The organism is Tistrella arctica (assembly GCF_039630945.1).
Lineage (GTDB): Bacteria > Pseudomonadota > Alphaproteobacteria > Tistrellales > Tistrellaceae > Tistrella > Tistrella bauzanensis.
This window is the reverse complement of record NZ_JBBKTV010000001.1, coordinates 778,377-797,412: the sequence shown is the minus strand read 5'-3', so window position 1 is coordinate 797,412 and position 19,036 is coordinate 778,377. Positions and strand designations below refer to the sequence as shown.

The window sequence follows — 19,036 nt, the reverse complement described above, 5'->3', positions numbered from 1 at the left end:
GTGCTGATCGCGGTTATTCCTTCGTCTCGATGCGCCACCACACAAAGCGAAGCGCCCCGGTCGAGGCCGGGGCGCTTGCCTTCGGCGCGGGTCAAGCGGCCAGTGCCTCGGCGGGTTCATCCGCCATTGCCTCGGTATCCTCCGGGGCATCCTGCTCCGGGCCTTCTTCCTGCGCGGCCTCCTGCGGGCCTGCGGTCTTGAAGATGGCGGGCATCCAGCCGGTGCCATCGGCCAGCCGCTCGGCCTCGCTGGCAATGTCGGCCTTCTTGAGCTTCGCCAGCCGGGTGACGGATTCCGGTGCAAACGCGCCCACGGCATCCAGAATCACGGCCTTGGAAACGTGCTTGAAGTAGCCTTCTGCGGTCGGCTTCCACCATGCGGTCATGTCGAGGCCCACGGCTTGCGCCAGTTCCTCGCCGGGCCGGTGCGCCGTGGCGCGAGGCGTCACCACGTCCACCGTGGAAGCCACGCACACGGCCAGCAGCCGCACCAGCTCGTCTTGCGGCTTCGCCAGCAGCGCGGCGAACAGTTCGGCGCCGTCCTCCGGCAAGGCTTCACCGGCTACCTGTTGCAGTTCGCGCAGCGCCACGGCGGCAGGCGATTCCGGCCAGTCCGGGGCCATGCCTTCCAGCCGGTCTTGCGCCGTGAGGCGCACGCCGAGCGGCAGTCCATCGCCGTAGGGGTCGGGCTGCAAGACCTTCTGCACCATGCCATGCACCAGCGCGGCCAGCGCGACCTGCGGATGCCGGGCTACTTCGATTTGCAGCGCCGCCGTGCGGTGGGCGCTCAACCGCTGCGCCAGCCGGTCGGACAGGCTCGCGGCCTTGGGCGCGTCGTCGGTGTCCTCGTGCTCGTCGTCGGCGGCTTCGCCTTCGGTACTGCCGAAACCGCGCCGCAGCTTTTCCAGCGTGCGCAGCGCCTTGGCCTCGGCTTCGCGCAGCAGGCCGCGATGAATGACGGCCTCGCCGTTGCGGTCGATGGTGACGATGGCACCGGCCACCTCGCGCACCTCGGGGGCATAGCCTTGTAAGGCGTCCTCCGCGTCTTGCAGTTCCCCGACCACCTGATCGCGCCGCTGTTCCAGTTTCTCGGCCTTGGCCTCGTCCTCAGCGTCGCAGGCTTCTTCCAGTTCGGCGTCGATCTTGTCGAGGCGGGTTTGCAGCGAGGCAATGCGGCGGGCCTCGCGGGTGGTCGGCTCGCGGCGATGGCGCGGGGCGTTCTGGAAAGCCTGCCGTTCCTCGTAGGCCAGATGCGGCACGGCCTCCACCCATGCCCAGCCCTCGGCGCGCACGTCCTCGGCCAGCGTTGCCAGCTTGTCGCGCACCAGCGTTTCCAGCACTGCGGTATCGGTGAGGTAGGTTCCGGCATCGCCTTCCGCGAACAGGTCGCGGCGGATGCCGCCGCCTGCCTGCCGGTAGGCGTCCAGCCCGACGAAGCGCACCAGCGCGTGCGCGGCGTCGATTTCGCGCTCGGTCAGGCGCTCGCGCAGCTTGGACGGGCTGCGCTGCCATTCCGGCGCACCATAGAACGCGGCTTCCTGCGCGGCGTGGTCGTCGGTGATGGTCAAGGCCATCAACTGTTCCAGCGTGACGCCTCCGGCCCGGTACTCGGCCATGAGGCGCGGCGAGACGTTCGCCAGCTTCAAGCGCCGCTGCACCACCAGCGGGGACACGCCAAAGTCGGCGGCAATGTCCTCGATGGGGCGTCCTTCCTTGACCAGCGCGGCGAAAGCCGCGAACTGGTCGGCGGGGTGCATGTTCTCGCGCTGCACGTTCTCGGCGAGGCTCACGGTACGGGCCGAAGCATCCGCCACCAGCAGGCACGGCACTTCGTAGTCGGCGGCGATGCGTTTCTTCTTCGCCAGCAGCTTCAAGGCGGTCAGGCGGCGGTCGCCTGCGACGACTTCGTATTGCTCGCCATCGGCGGCGAGGATGACGATCAGGTTTTGCAGCAGGCCGATGCGGGCAATGCTCGCGGCCAGTTCGGGGATGGACTGGCGTGGGGTCGTGCGGACGTTGCGCTTGGAGCGGCGCGGCAGCAACTGCGAGAGGGGAACCAAGATCAGGTTCTTGGTCGGGTCGGCCACTTCCAGCGGTGCGGCGGCTTCGATGGCGACGGCTTCGGTTTTGAGTATGGCGTTCATGGTGATAACTCCTATCGGTTCAGGGATGCAGCAGCAAGAGAAGCGGCAAGGGCTGCTGCCTGCCCCTGCCGCGTGGGGATTCAGGCTTTCAACTGGCGCAGGCCATCGGCCAGCAGCCACAGGGCGCGATTCAGGCGCACGCTTTGGTCAATGCCCTGCACGGGCCGGGTGGTCTGGCGGCGGCCATTCGCGGCGCGGGCGGACAGGCCGCCTTTGGTCAAGTTCTCCTGCGTGCGGTTGAACACGCTCCACAGGTCGCGGCGGTCGTCGTCATGGCGGCGCGGCATCAGGATTTGCGATTCCGTGATGGGCGCGGGCCTGTCCTCGTCGTACTTCAACGCCAGCGCAGCGCGGGCGAACACTTCCGATTCCCCGGCGTCCAGCGTGATGGCGCGCATGGCATCGCGGGATTCCTGCGCACGGTCGAAGCCATGCAGGACTTCGTAAGCGCCTTCGATGACGTGCCCGGCTACGTCGCCCTTGTGGGGCACGCGCACGTCGGCCACGGTGTCGCCGCAGACAAGGCCATTGCTGCAAACGAAGCGGAACATCCCGGCCAGCATCTGATAGCTGCTGGTGCCGTCATGGGAGTTCAGCAGGATGATTTCGTTGGCCTCGCGGCCGTTGATCTGGCTGGCGTGGCGCAGCCGGATCATGTGCTTGGTGTAGTCGCGGCGGTCGTCGTGGCGCACGCGGGTCTGGCACACCATGAAAGGCTCGAAGCCTTCCCCGCGCAGTTCTTGCAGCACGGTCGCGGTGGGGATGTAGCTGTACCGCTCGGAGCGGCTTTCGTGCGGTGCCTCGGCGAAGATCGACGGGGCCACGGCCCGGATTTGGTCATCGGACAAGGGACGTTCCGAACGCAGCACCGGGGAGCGGGAAGCGAAGCGGGATGCGAGTTGCATGGCATTTCTCCTGACAAAGAAAAAAGGGTTTGCTGTTCACCGCACACCGGATTCCTAGATTCGGAAGCCCAGCCTTTCGGCTGTTCGGTGCGGTCGGCACGAGGAACCCGGTTGGCCCTGTTGCCACCGTCTTTCCTGAGTTCATCGCCCGCGACGGTCAGGAGCGCGCGGACGGGGGCCGTCAAGGAGAAAAGCGCAGGGTTGGTGCGGCCCGCAGGCGAAGCCGAGGACACGGCCCTGCGCGCCTTGACGGCACACGGCCGCGGGCTACAGTCGCGGACAAGGTGATGGAGTCAGGGAAGACGGCTGGACATGGCAACGGCCCTCCAACACGCCGACCGCACGGCAAGCGAAGCGCGCAGGCCCGAAGCTGGAAGCCGGGCCGAAGGCGTCAGCGATGTGGAAGGCTGGCGAACGCCAGTCCCGTCAGGGATGAGCGAATAGCGAACCTGGAGCAGCGCGCTCCGCGAAGCGGAGACGTAAGGAGGTGTTTCGCTTACTATCCGTTTGTATGAACTGGCTGCTTTCGGCTACGCCTTGGTGCTGCCCCCGATAAGGAAGGAACACTTCGCCATCAATAGCGAATACAGCCTGCTACAAATCATCAAAAGACAGCGGAGGGATTCGTGCATCTTCACTCGTATCGCCTAAGGAACTTTCGACGCCTGAAGGATGCTCATATTGAGCTAGCTGACGACATATCAATATTTGTAGGATCGAATAACAGTGGAAAAACGTCAGCAACTCAGGCCATCCATGCGTTTGTCACGGGTGGAAGGGATCGTTTCAGCCTTTATGACTTCAGCTCTTCATGTTGGAAAACCTTCGATGAGGCCGGAAGTATCAACTTGGCCGAACCGGTTCCCGAGGGTTTCTCACTTCCAAACATAGACCTTGATCTCTGGTTTGAGGTTGCAGCGCCGGATCTCTATCTAGTAATTCCCTTGCTTCCGAGCACCGCATGGGAGGGAACCAAGGTCGGAATACGGGTTTCCCTGGCTGCACGAAGCCCCTTAAACCTTATTCAAAATTACCAAGAAGCTAAGGCTAAAGGTGCCGAGCAGGCCGCGGAGTTGCCGCCAGGGTCGCAATATGTTCCTTGGCCTCGCTCCATGACGGACTATCTTCAGCGCGAACTCAAGAGCGAATATGAGCTGCGTTACTTCATCTTGGATCGCACGCAATTTGATGAGAACTTTCGCGAGATCGGGGGCTATGTTCCAGAAGAGTTAGGTGGAGAGCCAGGTGGCGGAGTGATTCTGAAGTCGCTTATCCATATCGACAATTTGGGGGCTCAACGACACCTCGCTGACCCCAATCCGGAAGCCGGCGGACGATCGGAAGACCTGTCAAAGCGTTTGAGCCGCTTCTACCAGCGCAACCTTAATCAAAGGCAAGACGATCACGCAGCCCTTAAGGCGCTGTTCGAATCCGAGCAAGCGCTCAACATTCACTTAGATGGGGTATTCAAGCCGATGCTTGATCGGCTCGCGAGGCTTGGTTATCCGGGCATTAATAACCCGCGACTGAAAATCATGTCAGCGCTAGACCCCGCCCACGTCATGAGTCAGGACGCGCGAGTCCACTATCAGATCGGAGATGGCGAAGACACTGCCACCCTTCCTGATAGTTACAACGGGCTTGGATTCAAAAATTTGATCTACATGGTTGTGGAGATTCTAGACGCCCAAGCCAGGTGGGTGACGATGGACAATCGCCCCCCATTGCATCTTATTTTCGTGGAGGAGCCAGAGGCCCATCTGCACGCCCAACTCCAGCAGGTCTTCATTCGCAATGTTCTTGAACTCCTGAACATAGAAGGCGACGACGGAAGTATTTTTTGCAGTCAAATGGTCATCACGACCCACTCGCCACACATCCTTTACGAACGAGGATTCAAGCCGATCCGCTACTTCCGACGAAAGAAAGTCGGCAAGGAACAGTTGACGGAAGTTCTAAATCTATCGGCGTTCTACCAAGCCCAACCAGATGATCGCGATTTTCTAGAAAGATATCTGAAACTAACGCACTGCGATCTCTTCTTCTCAGATGCCGCTATTCTTGTTGAAGGCAATGTTGAGAGATTGCTCCTGCCCGTCATGATTCGGAAGGTTGCGAAGACCCTTCGTTCGGCTTGCTTGTGTATTTTGGAGGTCGGTGGTGCCTTTGGGCATCGCTTCCAGTCTCTCATCGAGTTTCTCGGTCTAACGACACTGATCATTACTGATATTGATAGTGTCGCCCTCGTGGCTCCCGCGGCCGGCGCTGCAATTGATGATGAGGAAGTCGAGGAGTTCGAGGTTCCTGCCGATGGGGAGGAAGACGTCGCCATGCAGGTTCAGGGTGACGGACAAAATCCGGCCGGCGAGCCGGCGGCGCCTCCACCCAAGAGGAAATACGGTAAGGCTTGTTTGCCCAATGAGCCAGGCGCTGCGACCTCGAATCAAACCCTTATAAAATGGCTTCCTGGCAAGCTAACAATCGAGGACTTGCGTAACGCCTCGGAAGCCGACAAAACTCACGAACTTGAAGACGACGCAAAGGTTCGCGTGGCCTATCAGACTGAACGGGCTATCACTTGGAACGGAGCCACTGAAACCCTCTGCGGGCGCACCCTTGAGGAAGACTTTGGCCTTGAGAACCCAGAATGGTCTCAAGCCGAGGATAGGAAGCCTCTTGGCCTGATTGTGAAGGGTGGAGCTGCCGATCCCAGTGCTCTTGCCAAAGGTCTTCATGAGAGAGTTTCGCGGAAGAGTTTCGATAAGACGAAGTTCGCGCTCGCCGTACTCACTGAGAACGAGGATGTTTGGCATGTCCCGGCATACATCCGTGACGGGCTGGTTTGGCTAAAGGACGAAGTGCGGATCGAACTCGAAACCGTACTGCCCGACGCTGTTCCAATGGCTGAAGCTGGTGCGACAGGGGCTGAGCATGAGTAGCCGAGCGAATAAGCCGGACACCCAGGCAGACATCGACTTGCGAAACTGCCTTGGAGACGTTCCACCGCGCAGCTTCATAATGAAAGCTGGCGCAGGCTCCGGAAAAACCACTTCTCTGATTAAGGGGCTGTCGTCGGCCATCCGAATACACGGTGATAAGCTGAGAAAATTCCGTCAGCGCATTGCCTGCATTACCTACACTGAGATCGCAGCCGGAGAGATATGGCGAGATGTCGGCAGTGATCCACTGGTTCACGTTTCAACGATCCACAGCTTCATGTGGCTGCTAGCCAAACCGTTTCAGAACGACATTCGGATCTGGGTGTCCGGGCGCATCACGGAGAAAATTGAGGCACTTGAACAAAAACAGGCAACCTATGGCCCCAGGGTTCAACAGCGTACAAAGGACAAAGACACCCGAGACCTAGAGCGCCTTCGCAGGCAGTCGGGGCGGATCGCCGCAGTCAAAGGCTTCCGATACGGAACAGGTAGCGACTATGTAAAGGGGATATTGGGGCACGACGACATTTTGAAGCTTGTTCCGTACCTTATCGCTGAGCGACCTCTCTTTCGAACACTTCTCGCGCGCCAATTTCCTTTCGTATTTGTGGACGAGAGTCAGGATACGACCACCGAAGTCATAGAGGCGTTGAAGACCGTTGAGAGCGAGCCCGGCGTTACGCTTTGCCTCGGCTTCTTCGGCGACCCGATGCAGCGAATTTATGCCACAGGAACCGGATTGGTTGAAGCGGAACCCAGTTGGACTGACATTCCGAAACCGGAGAATTTTCGGTGCTCCACTAAGGTGCTGAACCTCGCAAACGCCATCCGCCGTGATGGTGATGACCTCGTTCAGATTCCGGGCCAACGTCTAGGCCCTGAAGGCATCGTTCCAACTCCTGAAGGTTCGGCTCATCTTTTTGTATTGCCCGCGGACGATACGCGAGATGCCAATCTAGTTCGAGTGCGCGATTGGATGGCAGCGCGAACTGGTGATAATCGCTGGCGACTTAGTGATAGTGGCCAAGAGCAGGTAAAGCTTCTTGTCATAGTTCACCAGATGGCTGCAAAACGCTTAGGGTTCGGAGAGCTATACACGGCGCTTAATTCAAAAGCGCCGACAGCATTCAAAGACGGCTTTCTGGATGGCTCTGCATGGCCTCTTTCACCGTGTGTGAAATTTCTGATTCCGATAGCGATTGCCCATACAGAAGGCCGGCAGCTCGAAGTGATGCGACTGATCCGCGAATATTCACCCCTCCTTGACAAAGGCGATCTCGCCGGAGTGAACGTCGCAGAGCGACTCAAAGCACTTAGAGAGCTTGTTGCCGAAATTGCAGAAGGGATAGCTGGGAATTCCAACGTAACGATCGGCGACCTGCTGAAGCGGGTGTATTCCGCAGGGTTATTAATCTTCGATCCCCGGCTAGCCTCTTACTTGGATCCAGAAGCAGTTCCACCTGCCCAGCCCGCAGGAGGGCTGGACGATGACGACGATCAAGAAGATGATGAGTCCGATAAGGAAATGGCCTCAATGGATGCTTTTTTAGCGTGTCCTGCTAGACAGCTTCTGGCATACCAAACCTACATTTCGGAACGCTCCCCTTTTTGGACTCAGCAAGGCATTAAAGGGGCTGAGTTTGATAGGGTGCTCGTCGTGCTAGACGATGCGGAGAGTACCCATTTCCAGTTCTCCTACGAAAAATACCTGGGCCTCAAGGCGCTTTCGGATACCGACCGAAAACACATCGAGGCAGGCGAAGAAACGACTGTGGATCGAACACGCCGCCTTTTCTATGTGAGCTGCACAAGGGCACTAAAAGACTTAGCGGTCGTTCTTTTTACGGCTGATCCTGAACAGGCTGAGGCGCATATGCGCCAGCTTGGTCTTTTTGAAGGTGACTCCGTCCATACTCAGGCCGTCTTTCAAGCAGGATAAATCGCCTATATCCTTGGATTCCCGCTGGTGGCAAGCGGAACGCCCACGTCGAACGTATCAGGAGTCAAAACTGGATGGCCGTGACTCGGCGCAAGACGCAGGGCGGCACGCTGGGACGCCCAACGGCTTAAGACAGGACTACTCCTGCTCCTTGTTCGTCTTGCGCTGCTCGATCTGCAACTGCGCCCGCTGCGTTGCCTGTTGCAGCCGCTCCACCAGCACGCCCCTTGGCGGCAAGGCGGTCAGGTACTCGGCGACGTGGATGCCCGACTTGTCCAGCTCCAGCAATTCGATCTGCTCGCGCTTCTTGCCGGTGCAAAGGATGATCCCCAGCGGCGAGGCTTCCTCCGGCTCCCGTTCGTGCTTGTCCAGCCAGCGAAGGTAAAGCTCCATCTGTCCCTTGAAAGCCGCCTTGAACTCGCCGACCTTCAACTCCACTGCCACCAGCCGCCGCAGCTTGCGGTTGTAAAACAGCAGGTCGAGGTGGAAATCCTCGCCGTCAATTTGGATGCGCTTCTGCCGGGCCACGAAGCTGAAACCCGCGCCCAGCTCCAATAAGAACGACTCCATTTCGCGGATGATCGCGGCTTCGAGGTCGCCTTCCTGCCAAGTGTCGCGCAGGCCCAGGAAATCGAGGATGTACGGGTCGCGCATGACCAGGGCGGGCGACATGCGCTGCGCATCGCGCATCTTCGCCAACTCCTGTGCGATCGTCTCGCCCGGCTTTTGGGACAGCGCCGTGCGCTCGTACAGCATCGAGTCGATGCGCTCGCGCAGCGTCCGCACGCTCCAGCGTTCAACGCTCGCCATCTGCGCGTAATAGTCCCGCTGGAGCGGGTCTTTCAGCGGGATCAGGGCGATGAAGTGCGTCCAGCTCAATTCTCGTATCAGTGATACGAGAATCTGCTCGTCGGGGAAGGTGGCTGCGAACTGCACCATGCGGCGCAGGTTCTGCTCGGCAAAGCTGTTGCCGTACTCCTTCACCAACTGCGCCGCCAGGGTAGGCAGGACTTCCTTGCCATAAGCGCCCCGGCGCCCGTCCAAGACCTGCGTATGGATGCGCTGGCCGATGCGCCAGTAGAGCATCGTCAGTTCGCTATTCACCGTCGAGGCGGCGCGCTTGCGCGCCGCCTCGATCAGTGCCCGAATGTCGCCCAGCAGCGCCGAAGGCGTTGCGGACGACGCTGCGGATGACCGGCGCGTGTTCATGCTGCCGCCTCCGCAAGCTGGCGCGCGCCCGTGATGGCTTGGCGCCGGCTGGCCACCAGCTCGGCCGCATCGCGCACCGGCTTGTCCTCGGTGTGGACGTAGTGCATGAACATCGCCACGGTCTTGTGGCCCGTCAACTTCATGCCCACTTTGGTCGGCACGCCGGAATTGGCAATGTCGGTGGTCGAGCGATGGCGGATGCCGTGCGTGCCGACGTGCGGGACGCCGGCGGCCTTGAGCACCCGGTACCAGCCGCCATAGTGCTCGCCAAAGGTCAGGTGCTTGGTCGGGTCGTTGGGCGATGGCAGGACATAGGGGCAGCCCTCCCGGCGCGGCGCCGTCGAAAGCAGCCGATAGGCTTCCTCGCTCATGGGCTTGGAAATGCCGCCGACCTTGCTGTCGGGCCACACCACGCGCCGGTTCTCGAAGTCCAGCCAGCTCCATTCGAGCGGGCAGATTTCGGAGCGCCGGGCGGCGAACTCGAATTGCAGCCGGATCGCCAGCGGGATGACGTAGTTCTCCAGCCCTTCCGCCTCCAGCTTCTCCAGATGGCGGAAGATCCGCACCATTTCCTCGTCCACGATGAGCCGGGTTTCCTTGCCCGGCGGGTACATCGGGACGTGGCGGCACGGATTCGTGCCGTCCGGGCGGTAGCCCCACACTTCGGCCAGGTTGAACATCTTGCGCAGCACGCCGAAGGTCTTGTTCGCCTCGGTCGGCTTGTAGGCCAGCTTCTCCATCAGCCCGGCAATGTCGGGCCGCTTCACGTCATGCACCTTCTTGCGGCCCAGCAGCGGGATGATGTTGCGGTCGATGACGCCCTGATAGCCGTCCTGCGTGCTGGGCTTGTTGCGCTTCTTGGAGTAGTCCTCCATGAACTTCTTGCACAACTCGGCCATCGTGGGCGCCTTGCGCGCCTCGGCCTTGGCACCGCCGGGGTCGCCGCCCCGGCGAACCTCGGCCAGCCAGTCCTGTGCCTTGACTCGTGCCTGTTCGACGGTCAGCTCCCCGTACAGCCCCAGCGAGGGCTTACGGGGCTGGCCGGAGTTCGTGCGGTACTGGAGCATGAACACCCGGCGGCCCGTCGGGGTAATCTTGCACAGGAAGCCGGGCACCACGGTATCCCGCAGTTCAACATCCTTGGCCTGGGGCTGGGCCGCCTCCACGGCGGTCTTGGTGAGCTTGATCTTTGCCATGATGACTCCTTGGAACGACCCGGATTCCAAGAGCCAGATAGGAGCGGCGCGAGGGAAAACCGGGTCAAGTTTCAGAAAGCACCGGCATATGATGGACGCGCGTAAGCTATTGATAAACCTGCTGTATCGAGCTATGGCGCAGTCCAGCGAAGTACCGGGCTGGAGTCATCGTGAAACAAAAAAAGGCGACAGCCGGAGCTGTCGCCTTTTTCGAAAGCCTCTGTGGTCCTCAAGCCCGACCGTCCGGTTGCCCGTCCGGTCAGCCCTTGGCCCCTGCCGATCAGTCGGCGGGAACGAGGTCCACGGCCTTCTCACCCTTGCGTTCGGTCAGGACGCTGTATTCGAGGCGCTGGCCCTCGTTCAGCGTCGACAGGCCGGCGCGCTCGACGGCGCTGATATGGACGAACACGTCCTTTCCGCCCTCATCGGGAGTGATGAAGCCATAGCCCTTGGTGCTGTTGAACCACTTGACGGTACCGGTCGACATGTCTGGTCGCTCTTCCTGGTCTTGATGACCCGCCCCCCGCAATGGTGTCGCGGGCGGAGGCCGGGTGCGATGATGGAGGCGGGGTTGGACCGGACGTCGTACGGTGCCGGATTCAGGGCCTGGCCTCCCCCATCGGATGACCCAGGGCCTCTGGCGCCGGCGGCCGCCGCAATGTCATCGGTGCCGCCGGCCCGGGGAGGCACGTCCCCTGATCCTGCCGGCACCTTCCGGTACGCGCACTCCTGTTCCCACGAGCCCCGGCCTCAAAGGGCCGGAGCCGCCCGCCTGCGCCGTCCGGGCGGATGAACCGCCCGCCGTCCGCAATCAGGCGTCTTCTGCAGATCGGGCCTGAAACATCCGGCGGCCACCAGCCGGATTCCCAGCCATGCCGATCTGCGGAAGCTCTTCATCTGCGGTGCCGGTCCGGCACCACATCGGACCGAGGGTCCGGATCCCCCGTGGTCGACATCCGGTCTCTGGTCCGAAACTTGGCAGCACTCAGTCGGCCGGAACCAGGTCCACCGCCTTCTCACCCTTGCGCTCGGTCAGAACGCTGTACTCAAGACGCTGACCCTCGTTCAGCGTCGACAAGCCGGCGCGCTCAACGGCGCTGATGTGCACGAACACATCCTTGCCGCCCGTGTCAGGCGTGATGAAGCCGAAGCCCTTGGTGCTGTTGAACCACTTGACGGTACCGGTCGCCATGGCGCATCGCCCTTCTCATACGACTTTAGAAGCGCCGGCCATTTCCCCGGGCCGGGCGCGACTTGATGTAAGGAGGAGGCGATGAGAACCGGTGCGACTCCGAAAAGGTTGCCGAGGATCCGCAACAACGATACTCGCAAGGCGCGAACAGGCGCACAAGGTATTCTGCCGCAGGTTTGGTAACCGCTTTCGGGGAAACTATTCGGCGATGTCGCCGTGCCGTTGCCTGAACGGATAGGTCTGGAGCCGCGCTGACGGGATCCGATAGACTTGCCGGACGGGGGCTGGGGGCGAATTCGCCTGCCGGTACGCGCGCGCTCCTGATTCCTGAGGTTCCGCCGGAACCTCCGTTCATCATGGCGCAAACTGACGTCCCATGACGACGGATGGTCCACCTGCGGGCCACCGCCGTTTCCGAACGATGACTTCAAGCACTATAGGCGCGTCCGACGCAAGATGCGATACCAAAATGACCCTGAATGATCCCGCATCGGGCTGGAAACGCCCGATTCAGGCGGTCGCCTGCGTGATGCGGCGGGCAGCGTCGAGCAGCGTTGCGCGGTGTCTTTGCGTCGATCATCGGTCATCTGACCAACCATCAAGAGACGCGTGCGGCTTGATCCGCGTCAAGGGCGGCACGTTGTACCGGTGACATGATGCCTGCCGCATGGTGCAATGATGCGGTGCAGCAGCAGGCAGAGGAGAACAGGGTGACGGACACTGTGCCGACGGCAACCGACGGAGCGGGGCGGGTCACGGCCGTGCGCGGCGCCGTGCTCGACATTCACATCGAGGACGGCGATCTGCCCCGGATCGGCCATGTCGTTGAAATCACGGATGGTGACGCTGCGGTGATCCTGGCCGAAGTGCAGTCGCATCTGGACCGGTCGCATGTCCGTGCCATTGCCCTGATGCCGACCGGCGGCCTGCGTCGGGGGGCCGTCGTCCGCCAGACCGGCGGCCCGGTGATGGTGCCGGTGGGCGATGCGGTGCTTGGCCGGTTGCTGGATGCCGCCGGCCGTGTCGCCGATCAGGGACCGCCGCTGCCCGATGATGTGCCGCGCGCGCCGATCCTGCGTGCCGCACCGGCCCTGGCCGATCAGACCGCCGCGACCGATGTGTTCGAGACCGGCATCAAGGTGATCGATCTGCTGACCCCGCTGGCCCATGGCGGCAAGGCCGCGATGTTCGGCGGCGCCGGGGTTGGCAAGACCGTGCTGGTGATGGAGCTGATCCAGGCCATGGCCAGCGGCTATCAGGGGATCTCGGTGTTCGCCGGCATCGGCGAACGGTCGCGTGAGGGGCATGAGCTGCTGCTCGACATGCGCCAGTCCGGGGTTCTGGCGCGCACGGTTCTGGTGTTCGGCCAGATGAACGAGCCGCCCGGCGCCCGCTGGCGCGCGCCGATGACCGCGCTGGCGGTGGCTGAGCATTTCCGCGACGTGCGTGGCCGCAACGTGCTGTTGCTGATGGATAACGTCTTCCGCTTCGTCCAGGCCGGCATGGAAGTGTCGGGCCTTCTGGGGCGGTTGCCGTCGCGTGTTGGCTATCAGCCGACGCTGGCATCGGAAGTGGCGGCCCTTCAGGAACGGATCGCCTCCGTCGGTGGTGCTGCGGTCACCGCGATCGAGGCGGTCTATGTTCCGGCGGACGACTTCACCGACCCGGCGGTCACAGCGATCGCCGGTCATATGGACAGTCTGGTGGTGCTGTCGCGCGGCATGGCGGCCGAGGGCATGTATCCGGCGGTCGATCCGATCGCCTCGTCCTCGACCCTGCTCGATCCGCTGATCGTGGGCGAGCTGCATGCCCGCACGGCCGAACGGGTGCGGCGCACCATCGAACATTACCGCGAGCTTCAGGACGTCATCTCCCTGCTGGGGATGGAGGAGCTGGGTGCCGAGGACCGGCGGCTGGCCGAACGGGCGCGCCGTCTGCAACGCTTCCTGACCCAGCCGTTCACGGTGACCGAAGCCTTCACCGGCACCCCCGGCCGTTCGGTGAGACTGGCCGATACCATCGCCGGCTGTCGCGCCATTCTGGACGGTGACTGCGACGACTGGCCGGAAGACAGCCTGTACATGGTGGGCGATCTTGAAGAAGCGCGCGCGCGGCTGGCGGCATCATGAGCACGCGGCGACATCTGCATCTGATCCTGACCACACCGGCGGCGATGCTGCGTGATCTCGACGACGTCACGGCGATCCGCGCCGAGGATGCCAGCGGCGGCTTCGGCGTGCTGCCCGGCCATGCCGATTTCCTGACCGTGCTCGACGCCTCGGTGGTGATCTGGCGGCGGGCGGATGGCGGCTCGGAATGCTGCCTGATTTCCGGCGGACTGCTGAGGGTCGAGGGCGGTGGCCGGGTGTCACTGGCGGCGCGGGAGGCGATCTTCGGCCAGGATCCGGGTGCCTTGCGGTCGGAACTCGCCAACCGGCGCGCGGCCCTGGACGATGACGACCGTCAGGCCCGGACCGCGCAACTGGCGCTTCAGGCCCGCGCCGTGCGCCAGATGCTGCTGCATCTGCGCGAAACCCCGCGGGAGCCCGCGCCATGACCGTACCTGCCGATCGTGACCCGCCCGATGCTGGCGACGATGCCCCAGGCAGCCCGCGCGCCCGTGCCCAGGATGCCCGCATGGCGGCCGCCGCCGACCGGCAGGCGGCGCGTGAGCGGGCGGCAAAGGCCGATCACGAGGCGGGTATCGGCACCCGCCTCGGCCAGATCGGCGTGCTGGGCTGGATGATCGTGACGCCGATGCTGCTTGGCCTGCTGTTGGGCCGGTGGCTCGACCGGCTGGCATCGAGCGGGATCACCTTAGCGGCAGCGCTGCTGCTGCTGGGGGCGGCGCTGGGGTTGTGGTCGGCCTGGAAATGGATGCAGCGCCCATGATCGACATCATCACCACCATCGACCGCGACATCACCCATCTGTCGGCCGTGGCGTCGACCCTGCCGACCGCTTTGCAGGTGGTGTTGGCGGTGGTTGCCGGCTTCGCGCTGGGGCAGGTGCATTTCCGCGGCCTCGGCCGGGCGACCACATTGTTCGCCCAGGGTCGCACTCTGCCGGCGCTGGCCTGGCAGATCGGGCGCTTTCTGCTGCTGATCCCGATTCTGGTCCTGGCGGCGAAACTGGGGGCCGCCATACTGCTGGCGCTGGCGGCGGGTCTGCTGATCGCGCGTCATCTGGTGGTCGCGGCCGCACGCAGGCGCGGCCGGGAGCGGGCAGCATGATCCAGTCGCCGCTCGAAACCCCGGTCGCCTTCCATCTGGGGCCGGTCGCGATCACCCAGCCGGTCCTGACCACCTGGGGGATCATGATTGTTCTGGTTCTGGGGGCGGCACTCGCCGCCCGGCGGCTGCGGCTGCAGCCGGGGCAGCTTCAGGCATCGCTCGAACTGATCGTGCAGGCGCTCGACAACCAGATCCGCGAGACGATGCGGCTGGACCCCGCGCCGTTCCGGGCGCTGATCGGCACCCTGCTGATCTATATCCTCACCGCCAACTGGTCGTCGCTGGTGCCGGGCATCGAGCCGCCGACCGCACATATCGAAACCGACGCGGCGCTGGCCGGCATCGTCGCGGTGTCGGTGGTGGTGGTCGGCGTGCAGCGCCGCGGGTGGCGCGGCTATCTGAAGACCTTTGCCGAGCCGAGCTGGATCATGATTCCGCTCAATCTGGTCGAACAGGTCACCCGTACCTTTTCGCTCGTGGTGCGCCTGTTCGGCAATGTCATGAGCGGGGTGTTCGTCATCGGCATCGTGCTGTCGCTGGCCGGCCTGCTGGTGCCCATTCCGCTGATGGCGCTCGACATGCTGACCGGCGCCGTCCAGGCCTACATCTTCGCGATTCTCGCCATGGTGTTCATCGCCTCGGGGCTGGAGGGAGAGGCCCATGCGCCGCCCACTCCACCTGCGCCGGCCGATCCACCCGCGCCGGCCGGTCGGCCGCCACTGGAACCAGAACTTCCGCCATCTGCCACTGAACGGACCCCGTCATGACCAACTGGATTGAACTCGTCAGCATTCTTGCTGCCGCCATGGCCGTGTCATTCGGCGCCATCGGCCCGGCGCTGGCCGAGGGCCGGGCGGTGGCGGCGGCGATGGAGGCCATCGCCCGCCAGCCCGAGGCGGCGCCGACCCTGTCGCGCACGCTGTTCGTGGGTCTGGCGATGATCGAGACCATGGCGATCTATTGCCTGGTGATCGCATTGCTGGTGCTCTTCGCCAATCCCTTCGCCGGCTGATCGGGCAGGGCGATGCATATCGACTGGTGGACGATCGCCATCCAGGCGGTCAATGTCCTGATCCTGATCTGGCTGCTGAGGCGCTTTCTGTTCCGGCCGGTGGCCGGGATCATCGAACAGCGCCGGCTTGCGGTGGTGGCGGAGATGGACGCGGCGGCCGCCGCACGCAGCCAGGCCGATGCGCTGGCGGCCAGGGCCCGCGAGGACCATGATCGCCAGCAGGCGAACCGCGCGGCCGCCACGGCCCTTGCCACCGCCGATGCCACCCGCGCCGCGGCGGCGGTGATCGCCAAAGCCCATGCCGATGCCGATGCCATCATGGCGCGCGCCGCCGACGATGCGGCGCGCCTGGCCCAGGCGGGGGCGGCCGACACGGCGCGTGGTGCGCAGGATCTGGCGGTCCGGATCGCCGGACGGCTGCTCGATCGCCTGCCGCCCGCGGCGCGCATCGACGGCTTCATCGACGGCTTCGCATCGGCACTTGCCGCTCTGCCGGCCGATCTGCGGGCCCGGCTGGCGGCGGGACCGGTGGACGTGGTGGCGGCGGTCGCCCCCGACGGTGAGACGTCGGCACGGCTTGAGACAGCGGTACTGGCGGCGCTGGGCCGCGCCACCACGGACGCAAAGGTCCGCGTCGCGGTCGATCCGGCCTTGATCGCGGGCCTGGAACTGGTCGCCGATCATGCCGTCGTCCGCAACAGCTTCCGGGCCGATCTGGCCCGGATCACCGAGGAACTGGCCAGACCATGACCGGGGCTGACGACAGGACGTTCGAGAACGGCGGCGGCGACCGAGACCATGACCATGACGGTGACGCCGGCTGGGTCGCACGCGCGGATGCCCGAATTGTCGGGGCCGCAATCGGCCCGGATACCGAGGCGGTGGGCCGGATCGAGCATATGGGCGATGGTATCGCCCTGGTCTCGGGGCTTCCCGATCTGCGGCTGATGGAACTGCTCGATCTGGGGGCGGGACGACGGGGCTTTGCGCTGACGCTCGACACCGGTCACGTCGGCGCGGTGCTGATGGATGACGGCGCCGATCTCGGTGCCGGCAACGCGGTGCGTGGCACCGGCCAGGTGGTGACCGTGCCGGTGGGACCGGGGCTTCTGGGCCGGGTCATCGACCCGCTGGGCAGGCCGCTGGATGGCGGCGGCCCGGTTGACGCCGCCGGATGGATGCCGGTCGAGCGGGCGGCGCCGACGATCATGGACCGTGATCTGGTCACCCAGCCGGTCGAGACCGGCGTGCTGGTGGTGGATGCGCTGTTCGCGCTGGGGCGCGGACAGCGTGAACTGATCGTCGGCGATCGCGCCACCGGCAAGACGGCGCTGGCGGTGGATGCCATGATCAATCAGGCGCGGGGCGACATGACCTGCGTCTATGTCGCGGTCGGGCAGCGGGCATCGGCGGTCAAGCGGGTGATCGAGGCGGTGACCCGGTTCGGCGCGCCGGAGCGCTGCGTGTTCGTGGTGGCGGCCGCCGGTGCGCCGGCCGGGCTGCAATGGATCGCGCCCTTCGCCGGCATGACCATCGCCGAGGCGATACGCGATGCCGGCGGCCATGCGCTGGTGGTGATCGACGACCTGACCCGCCATGCCGCGACCCATCGCGAACTGGGCCTGCTGACCCGTGAACCGCCGGGACGCGAGGCCTATCCGGGCGACGTGTTCTATCTGCATGCCCGGCTGCTGGAACGGGCGGCGAAGCTGTCACCAGCCCTGGGGGGCGGCTCGCTGACCGCCCTGCCGATCGCCGAGACCGATGCCGGCAATCTGTCGGCCTATATTCCGACCAACCTGATCTCGATCACCGACGGCCAGATCGTGCTCGACCGGGGGCTGTTCGCGGCCGATCAACGCCCGGCGGTGGATGTCGGGCTGTCGGTCAGCCGGGTGGGCGGCAAGACCCAGACCCCGGCGCTGCGCAAGGCCGTGGGGCGGTTGCGGCTCGATTATGCCCAGTTCCTGGAGCTTGAAATGTTCACCCGCTTCGGGCGGATGACCGACACCCGGGTACGGGACCGCATCCACCGGGGCGAGGCGATCCGTGCCTGGCTGCGTCAGCCACGCTTCGGTGCCCTGCGACCGATCGACGAAATCGCGGTTCTGGTGGGGCTGTCGGCGGGGGTGTTTGATGCCGGCGGTGCGGCACTGGTCGATCGGGTCCGGCCGCTGCTGGCGGCACATCTGGATGCCCATGCCGGCGATGCCACCCGCGTCATCGCGGCAGGGCAGGCGCTCGATGACGCGACCCAGGCAAAGCTGGTCGAGGTGATGCACGACCTGGTGGCTGGTGCCGATGCCGATGCCGCTGCAGCGCCGGCGCCATCGGTGGCGGGCGGGGCATGAGTGGCCGGCTGCACGATATCGAAGCCCGGATCGGCACGGTCCGGCAGCTTCAGGCGATCGTCACCGCCATGCGCGGCATCGCGTCAGCGCGCGCGCGGGAGGCGCGGACGCGGCTGCCGGCGGTTCAGGCACATGCCGCCGTCATCCGCCGGGCGATGGCCGATGTGCTGGCGATGGCCCCGGATGCCGGGACGGCCGATGCGTCGGGTGGTGTCGGAGCGGGGGGCATCGCCGGGGCGGGGGGCGCGACCGTGCTGGTGGTCGTGACACCCGATCAGGGGTTCGTGGGCGGGCTGCCCGACCGCCTGATCGACGAGGCGGTGCGCGCCGCCGGCCGCCATGCGGCGACGGAATGGATGATGATCGGCGACCGCGGCCTGATGCTGGCGACGGCACGGGGGGTGGATATCCGCTGGTCGACGCCGATGTCGGCGCATGTCGACGACATCACCACGCTGGCCGATCATCTGGCATCGGCGATTTATGGCCGAATGGCCACGGGCGCCGTGTCCGGCGCGGAAATCATCCATGCCCGGCCCGATGCCGACATCCTGTGCCGGCGGCTGGTGCCGTTCGATCTGGGGCGCGTGACGACCGGGGCGGGGGCCGCGCCGTCCCCTCTGCTGCCGCTGATCACCCTGCCACCGGCACAATTGCTGGCGGGGCTGGTCGGCGAGCATGTGTTCGCGGATCTGTGCGAGGCGCTGCTTCTGGCCTATGCGGCGGAAAACAACGCCCGCATGACCGCCATGATCGCCGCGCGCGGCGGCATCGACCGCCGCTATGACGACCTGACCGGCCTTGCCCGTCGCATCCATCAGGACGACATCACCGCCGAGATCCTTGAACTGGCGACCGGCGGCTTCGCCATGGCCGGCCGCGAGGGCTGAGATCAAGGCGGGATCCGTGGCGCGCGG

The 19,036-nt window shown here is 64.3% G+C and carries 17 protein-coding genes; 11 read left to right on the top strand and 6 right to left on the bottom strand.

The window, feature by feature from the left end; translation table 11 throughout:
* Positions 1-91: 91 nt before the first annotated feature.
* Both WG924_RS03705 and WG924_RS03700 read right to left on the bottom strand, forming a co-directional pair.
* Entirely contained in the window at positions 92-2,143 is a 2,052-nt protein-coding gene (locus WG924_RS03705; protein WP_345931655.1) for a ParB/RepB/Spo0J family partition protein, read from the bottom strand.
* A gap of 80 nt (positions 2,144-2,223) precedes the next feature.
* Positions 2,224-3,048 (bottom strand): DUF932 domain-containing protein, encoded by an 825-nt coding sequence (locus WG924_RS03700; protein WP_345931654.1) that lies wholly within the window; start codon positions 3,046-3,048, stop codon positions 2,224-2,226.
* A 626-nt stretch (positions 3,049-3,674) separates the two neighbouring features.
* Between WG924_RS03700 and WG924_RS03695 the strand changes: the two genes are divergently transcribed.
* Both WG924_RS03695 and WG924_RS03690 read left to right on the top strand, forming a co-directional pair.
* Complete coding sequence (locus WG924_RS03695; RefSeq protein ID WP_345931653.1) at positions 3,675-5,987, top strand: ATP-dependent nuclease; 2,313 nt, start codon at positions 3,675-3,677, stop codon at positions 5,985-5,987.
* Positions 5,980-7,926 (top strand): UvrD-helicase domain-containing protein, encoded by a 1,947-nt coding sequence (locus tag WG924_RS03690; protein WP_345931652.1) that lies wholly within the window; start codon positions 5,980-5,982, stop codon positions 7,924-7,926. The genes WG924_RS03695 and WG924_RS03690 overlap by 8 nt, the downstream gene beginning before the upstream one ends.
* A 138-nt stretch (positions 7,927-8,064) precedes the next feature.
* Here WG924_RS03690 and WG924_RS03685 read toward each other — a convergent pair whose 3' ends face one another.
* From WG924_RS03685 to WG924_RS03670, 4 genes are all read right to left on the bottom strand, one after another.
* Positions 8,065-9,135 (bottom strand): PDDEXK nuclease domain-containing protein, encoded by a 1,071-nt coding sequence (locus WG924_RS03685; protein ID WP_345931651.1) that lies wholly within the window; start codon positions 9,133-9,135, stop codon positions 8,065-8,067.
* Entirely contained in the window at positions 9,132-10,331 is a 1,200-nt protein-coding gene (locus tag WG924_RS03680; protein WP_345931650.1) for a tyrosine-type recombinase/integrase, read from the bottom strand. The genes WG924_RS03685 and WG924_RS03680 overlap by 4 nt, the downstream gene beginning before the upstream one ends.
* 280 nt (positions 10,332-10,611) lie before the next feature.
* Positions 10,612-10,818: a cold-shock protein gene (locus WG924_RS03675; RefSeq protein ID WP_188578213.1), complete on the bottom strand. Its 207-nt coding sequence runs from the start codon at positions 10,816-10,818 to the stop codon at positions 10,612-10,614.
* A gap of 498 nt (positions 10,819-11,316) precedes the next feature.
* The gene (locus tag WG924_RS03670; protein WP_188578215.1) at positions 11,317-11,523 is read right to left on the bottom strand and encodes a cold-shock protein; all 207 of its coding nucleotides are present in this window, start codon (positions 11,521-11,523) and stop codon (positions 11,317-11,319) included.
* Positions 11,524-12,179: 656 nt separating this feature from the next.
* Between WG924_RS03670 and atpD the strand changes: the two genes are divergently transcribed.
* The 9 genes from atpD to WG924_RS03625 are packed head-to-tail and all read left to right on the top strand — an operon-like array spanning position 12,180 to position 19,009.
* Positions 12,180-13,652 carry a F0F1 ATP synthase subunit beta gene (gene atpD / locus WG924_RS03665; RefSeq protein WP_345931751.1) on the top strand — a complete coding sequence of 491 codons (1,473 nt, stop codon included), beginning with the start codon at positions 12,180-12,182 and terminating at the stop codon, positions 13,650-13,652.
* Positions 13,649-14,080 (top strand): F0F1 ATP synthase subunit epsilon, encoded by a 432-nt coding sequence (locus WG924_RS03660; protein WP_345931649.1) that lies wholly within the window; start codon positions 13,649-13,651, stop codon positions 14,078-14,080. Before atpD ends, WG924_RS03660 begins: the two co-directional genes overlap by 4 nt.
* Positions 14,077-14,415 (top strand): AtpZ/AtpI family protein, encoded by a 339-nt coding sequence (locus WG924_RS03655; protein WP_345931648.1) that lies wholly within the window; start codon positions 14,077-14,079, stop codon positions 14,413-14,415. Before WG924_RS03660 ends, WG924_RS03655 begins: the two co-directional genes overlap by 4 nt.
* Entirely contained in the window at positions 14,412-14,756 is a 345-nt protein-coding gene (locus WG924_RS03650; protein ID WP_345931647.1) for an N-ATPase subunit AtpR, read from the top strand. The genes WG924_RS03655 and WG924_RS03650 overlap by 4 nt, the downstream gene beginning before the upstream one ends.
* Positions 14,753-15,523 (top strand): F0F1 ATP synthase subunit A, encoded by a 771-nt coding sequence (locus tag WG924_RS03645; protein WP_345931646.1) that lies wholly within the window; start codon positions 14,753-14,755, stop codon positions 15,521-15,523. The genes WG924_RS03650 and WG924_RS03645 overlap by 4 nt, the downstream gene beginning before the upstream one ends.
* A complete protein-coding gene (locus WG924_RS03640; protein ID WP_345931645.1) occupies positions 15,520-15,768 on the top strand; it encodes a F0F1 ATP synthase subunit C in 249 nt (82 codons plus the stop codon). The genes WG924_RS03645 and WG924_RS03640 overlap by 4 nt, the downstream gene beginning before the upstream one ends.
* Before the next feature lie 12 nt (positions 15,769-15,780).
* Complete coding sequence (locus tag WG924_RS03635) at positions 15,781-16,518, top strand: F0F1 ATP synthase subunit B family protein (RefSeq protein ID WP_345931644.1); 738 nt, start codon at positions 15,781-15,783, stop codon at positions 16,516-16,518.
* The gene (locus tag WG924_RS03630; RefSeq protein ID WP_345931643.1) at positions 16,515-18,119 is read left to right on the top strand and encodes a F0F1 ATP synthase subunit alpha; all 1,605 of its coding nucleotides are present in this window, start codon (positions 16,515-16,517) and stop codon (positions 18,117-18,119) included. The genes WG924_RS03635 and WG924_RS03630 overlap by 4 nt, the downstream gene beginning before the upstream one ends.
* Entirely contained in the window at positions 18,116-19,009 is an 894-nt protein-coding gene (locus WG924_RS03625) for a F0F1 ATP synthase subunit gamma (RefSeq protein ID WP_345931642.1), read from the top strand. The genes WG924_RS03630 and WG924_RS03625 overlap by 4 nt, the downstream gene beginning before the upstream one ends.
* Positions 19,010-19,036 lie beyond the last annotated feature (27 nt).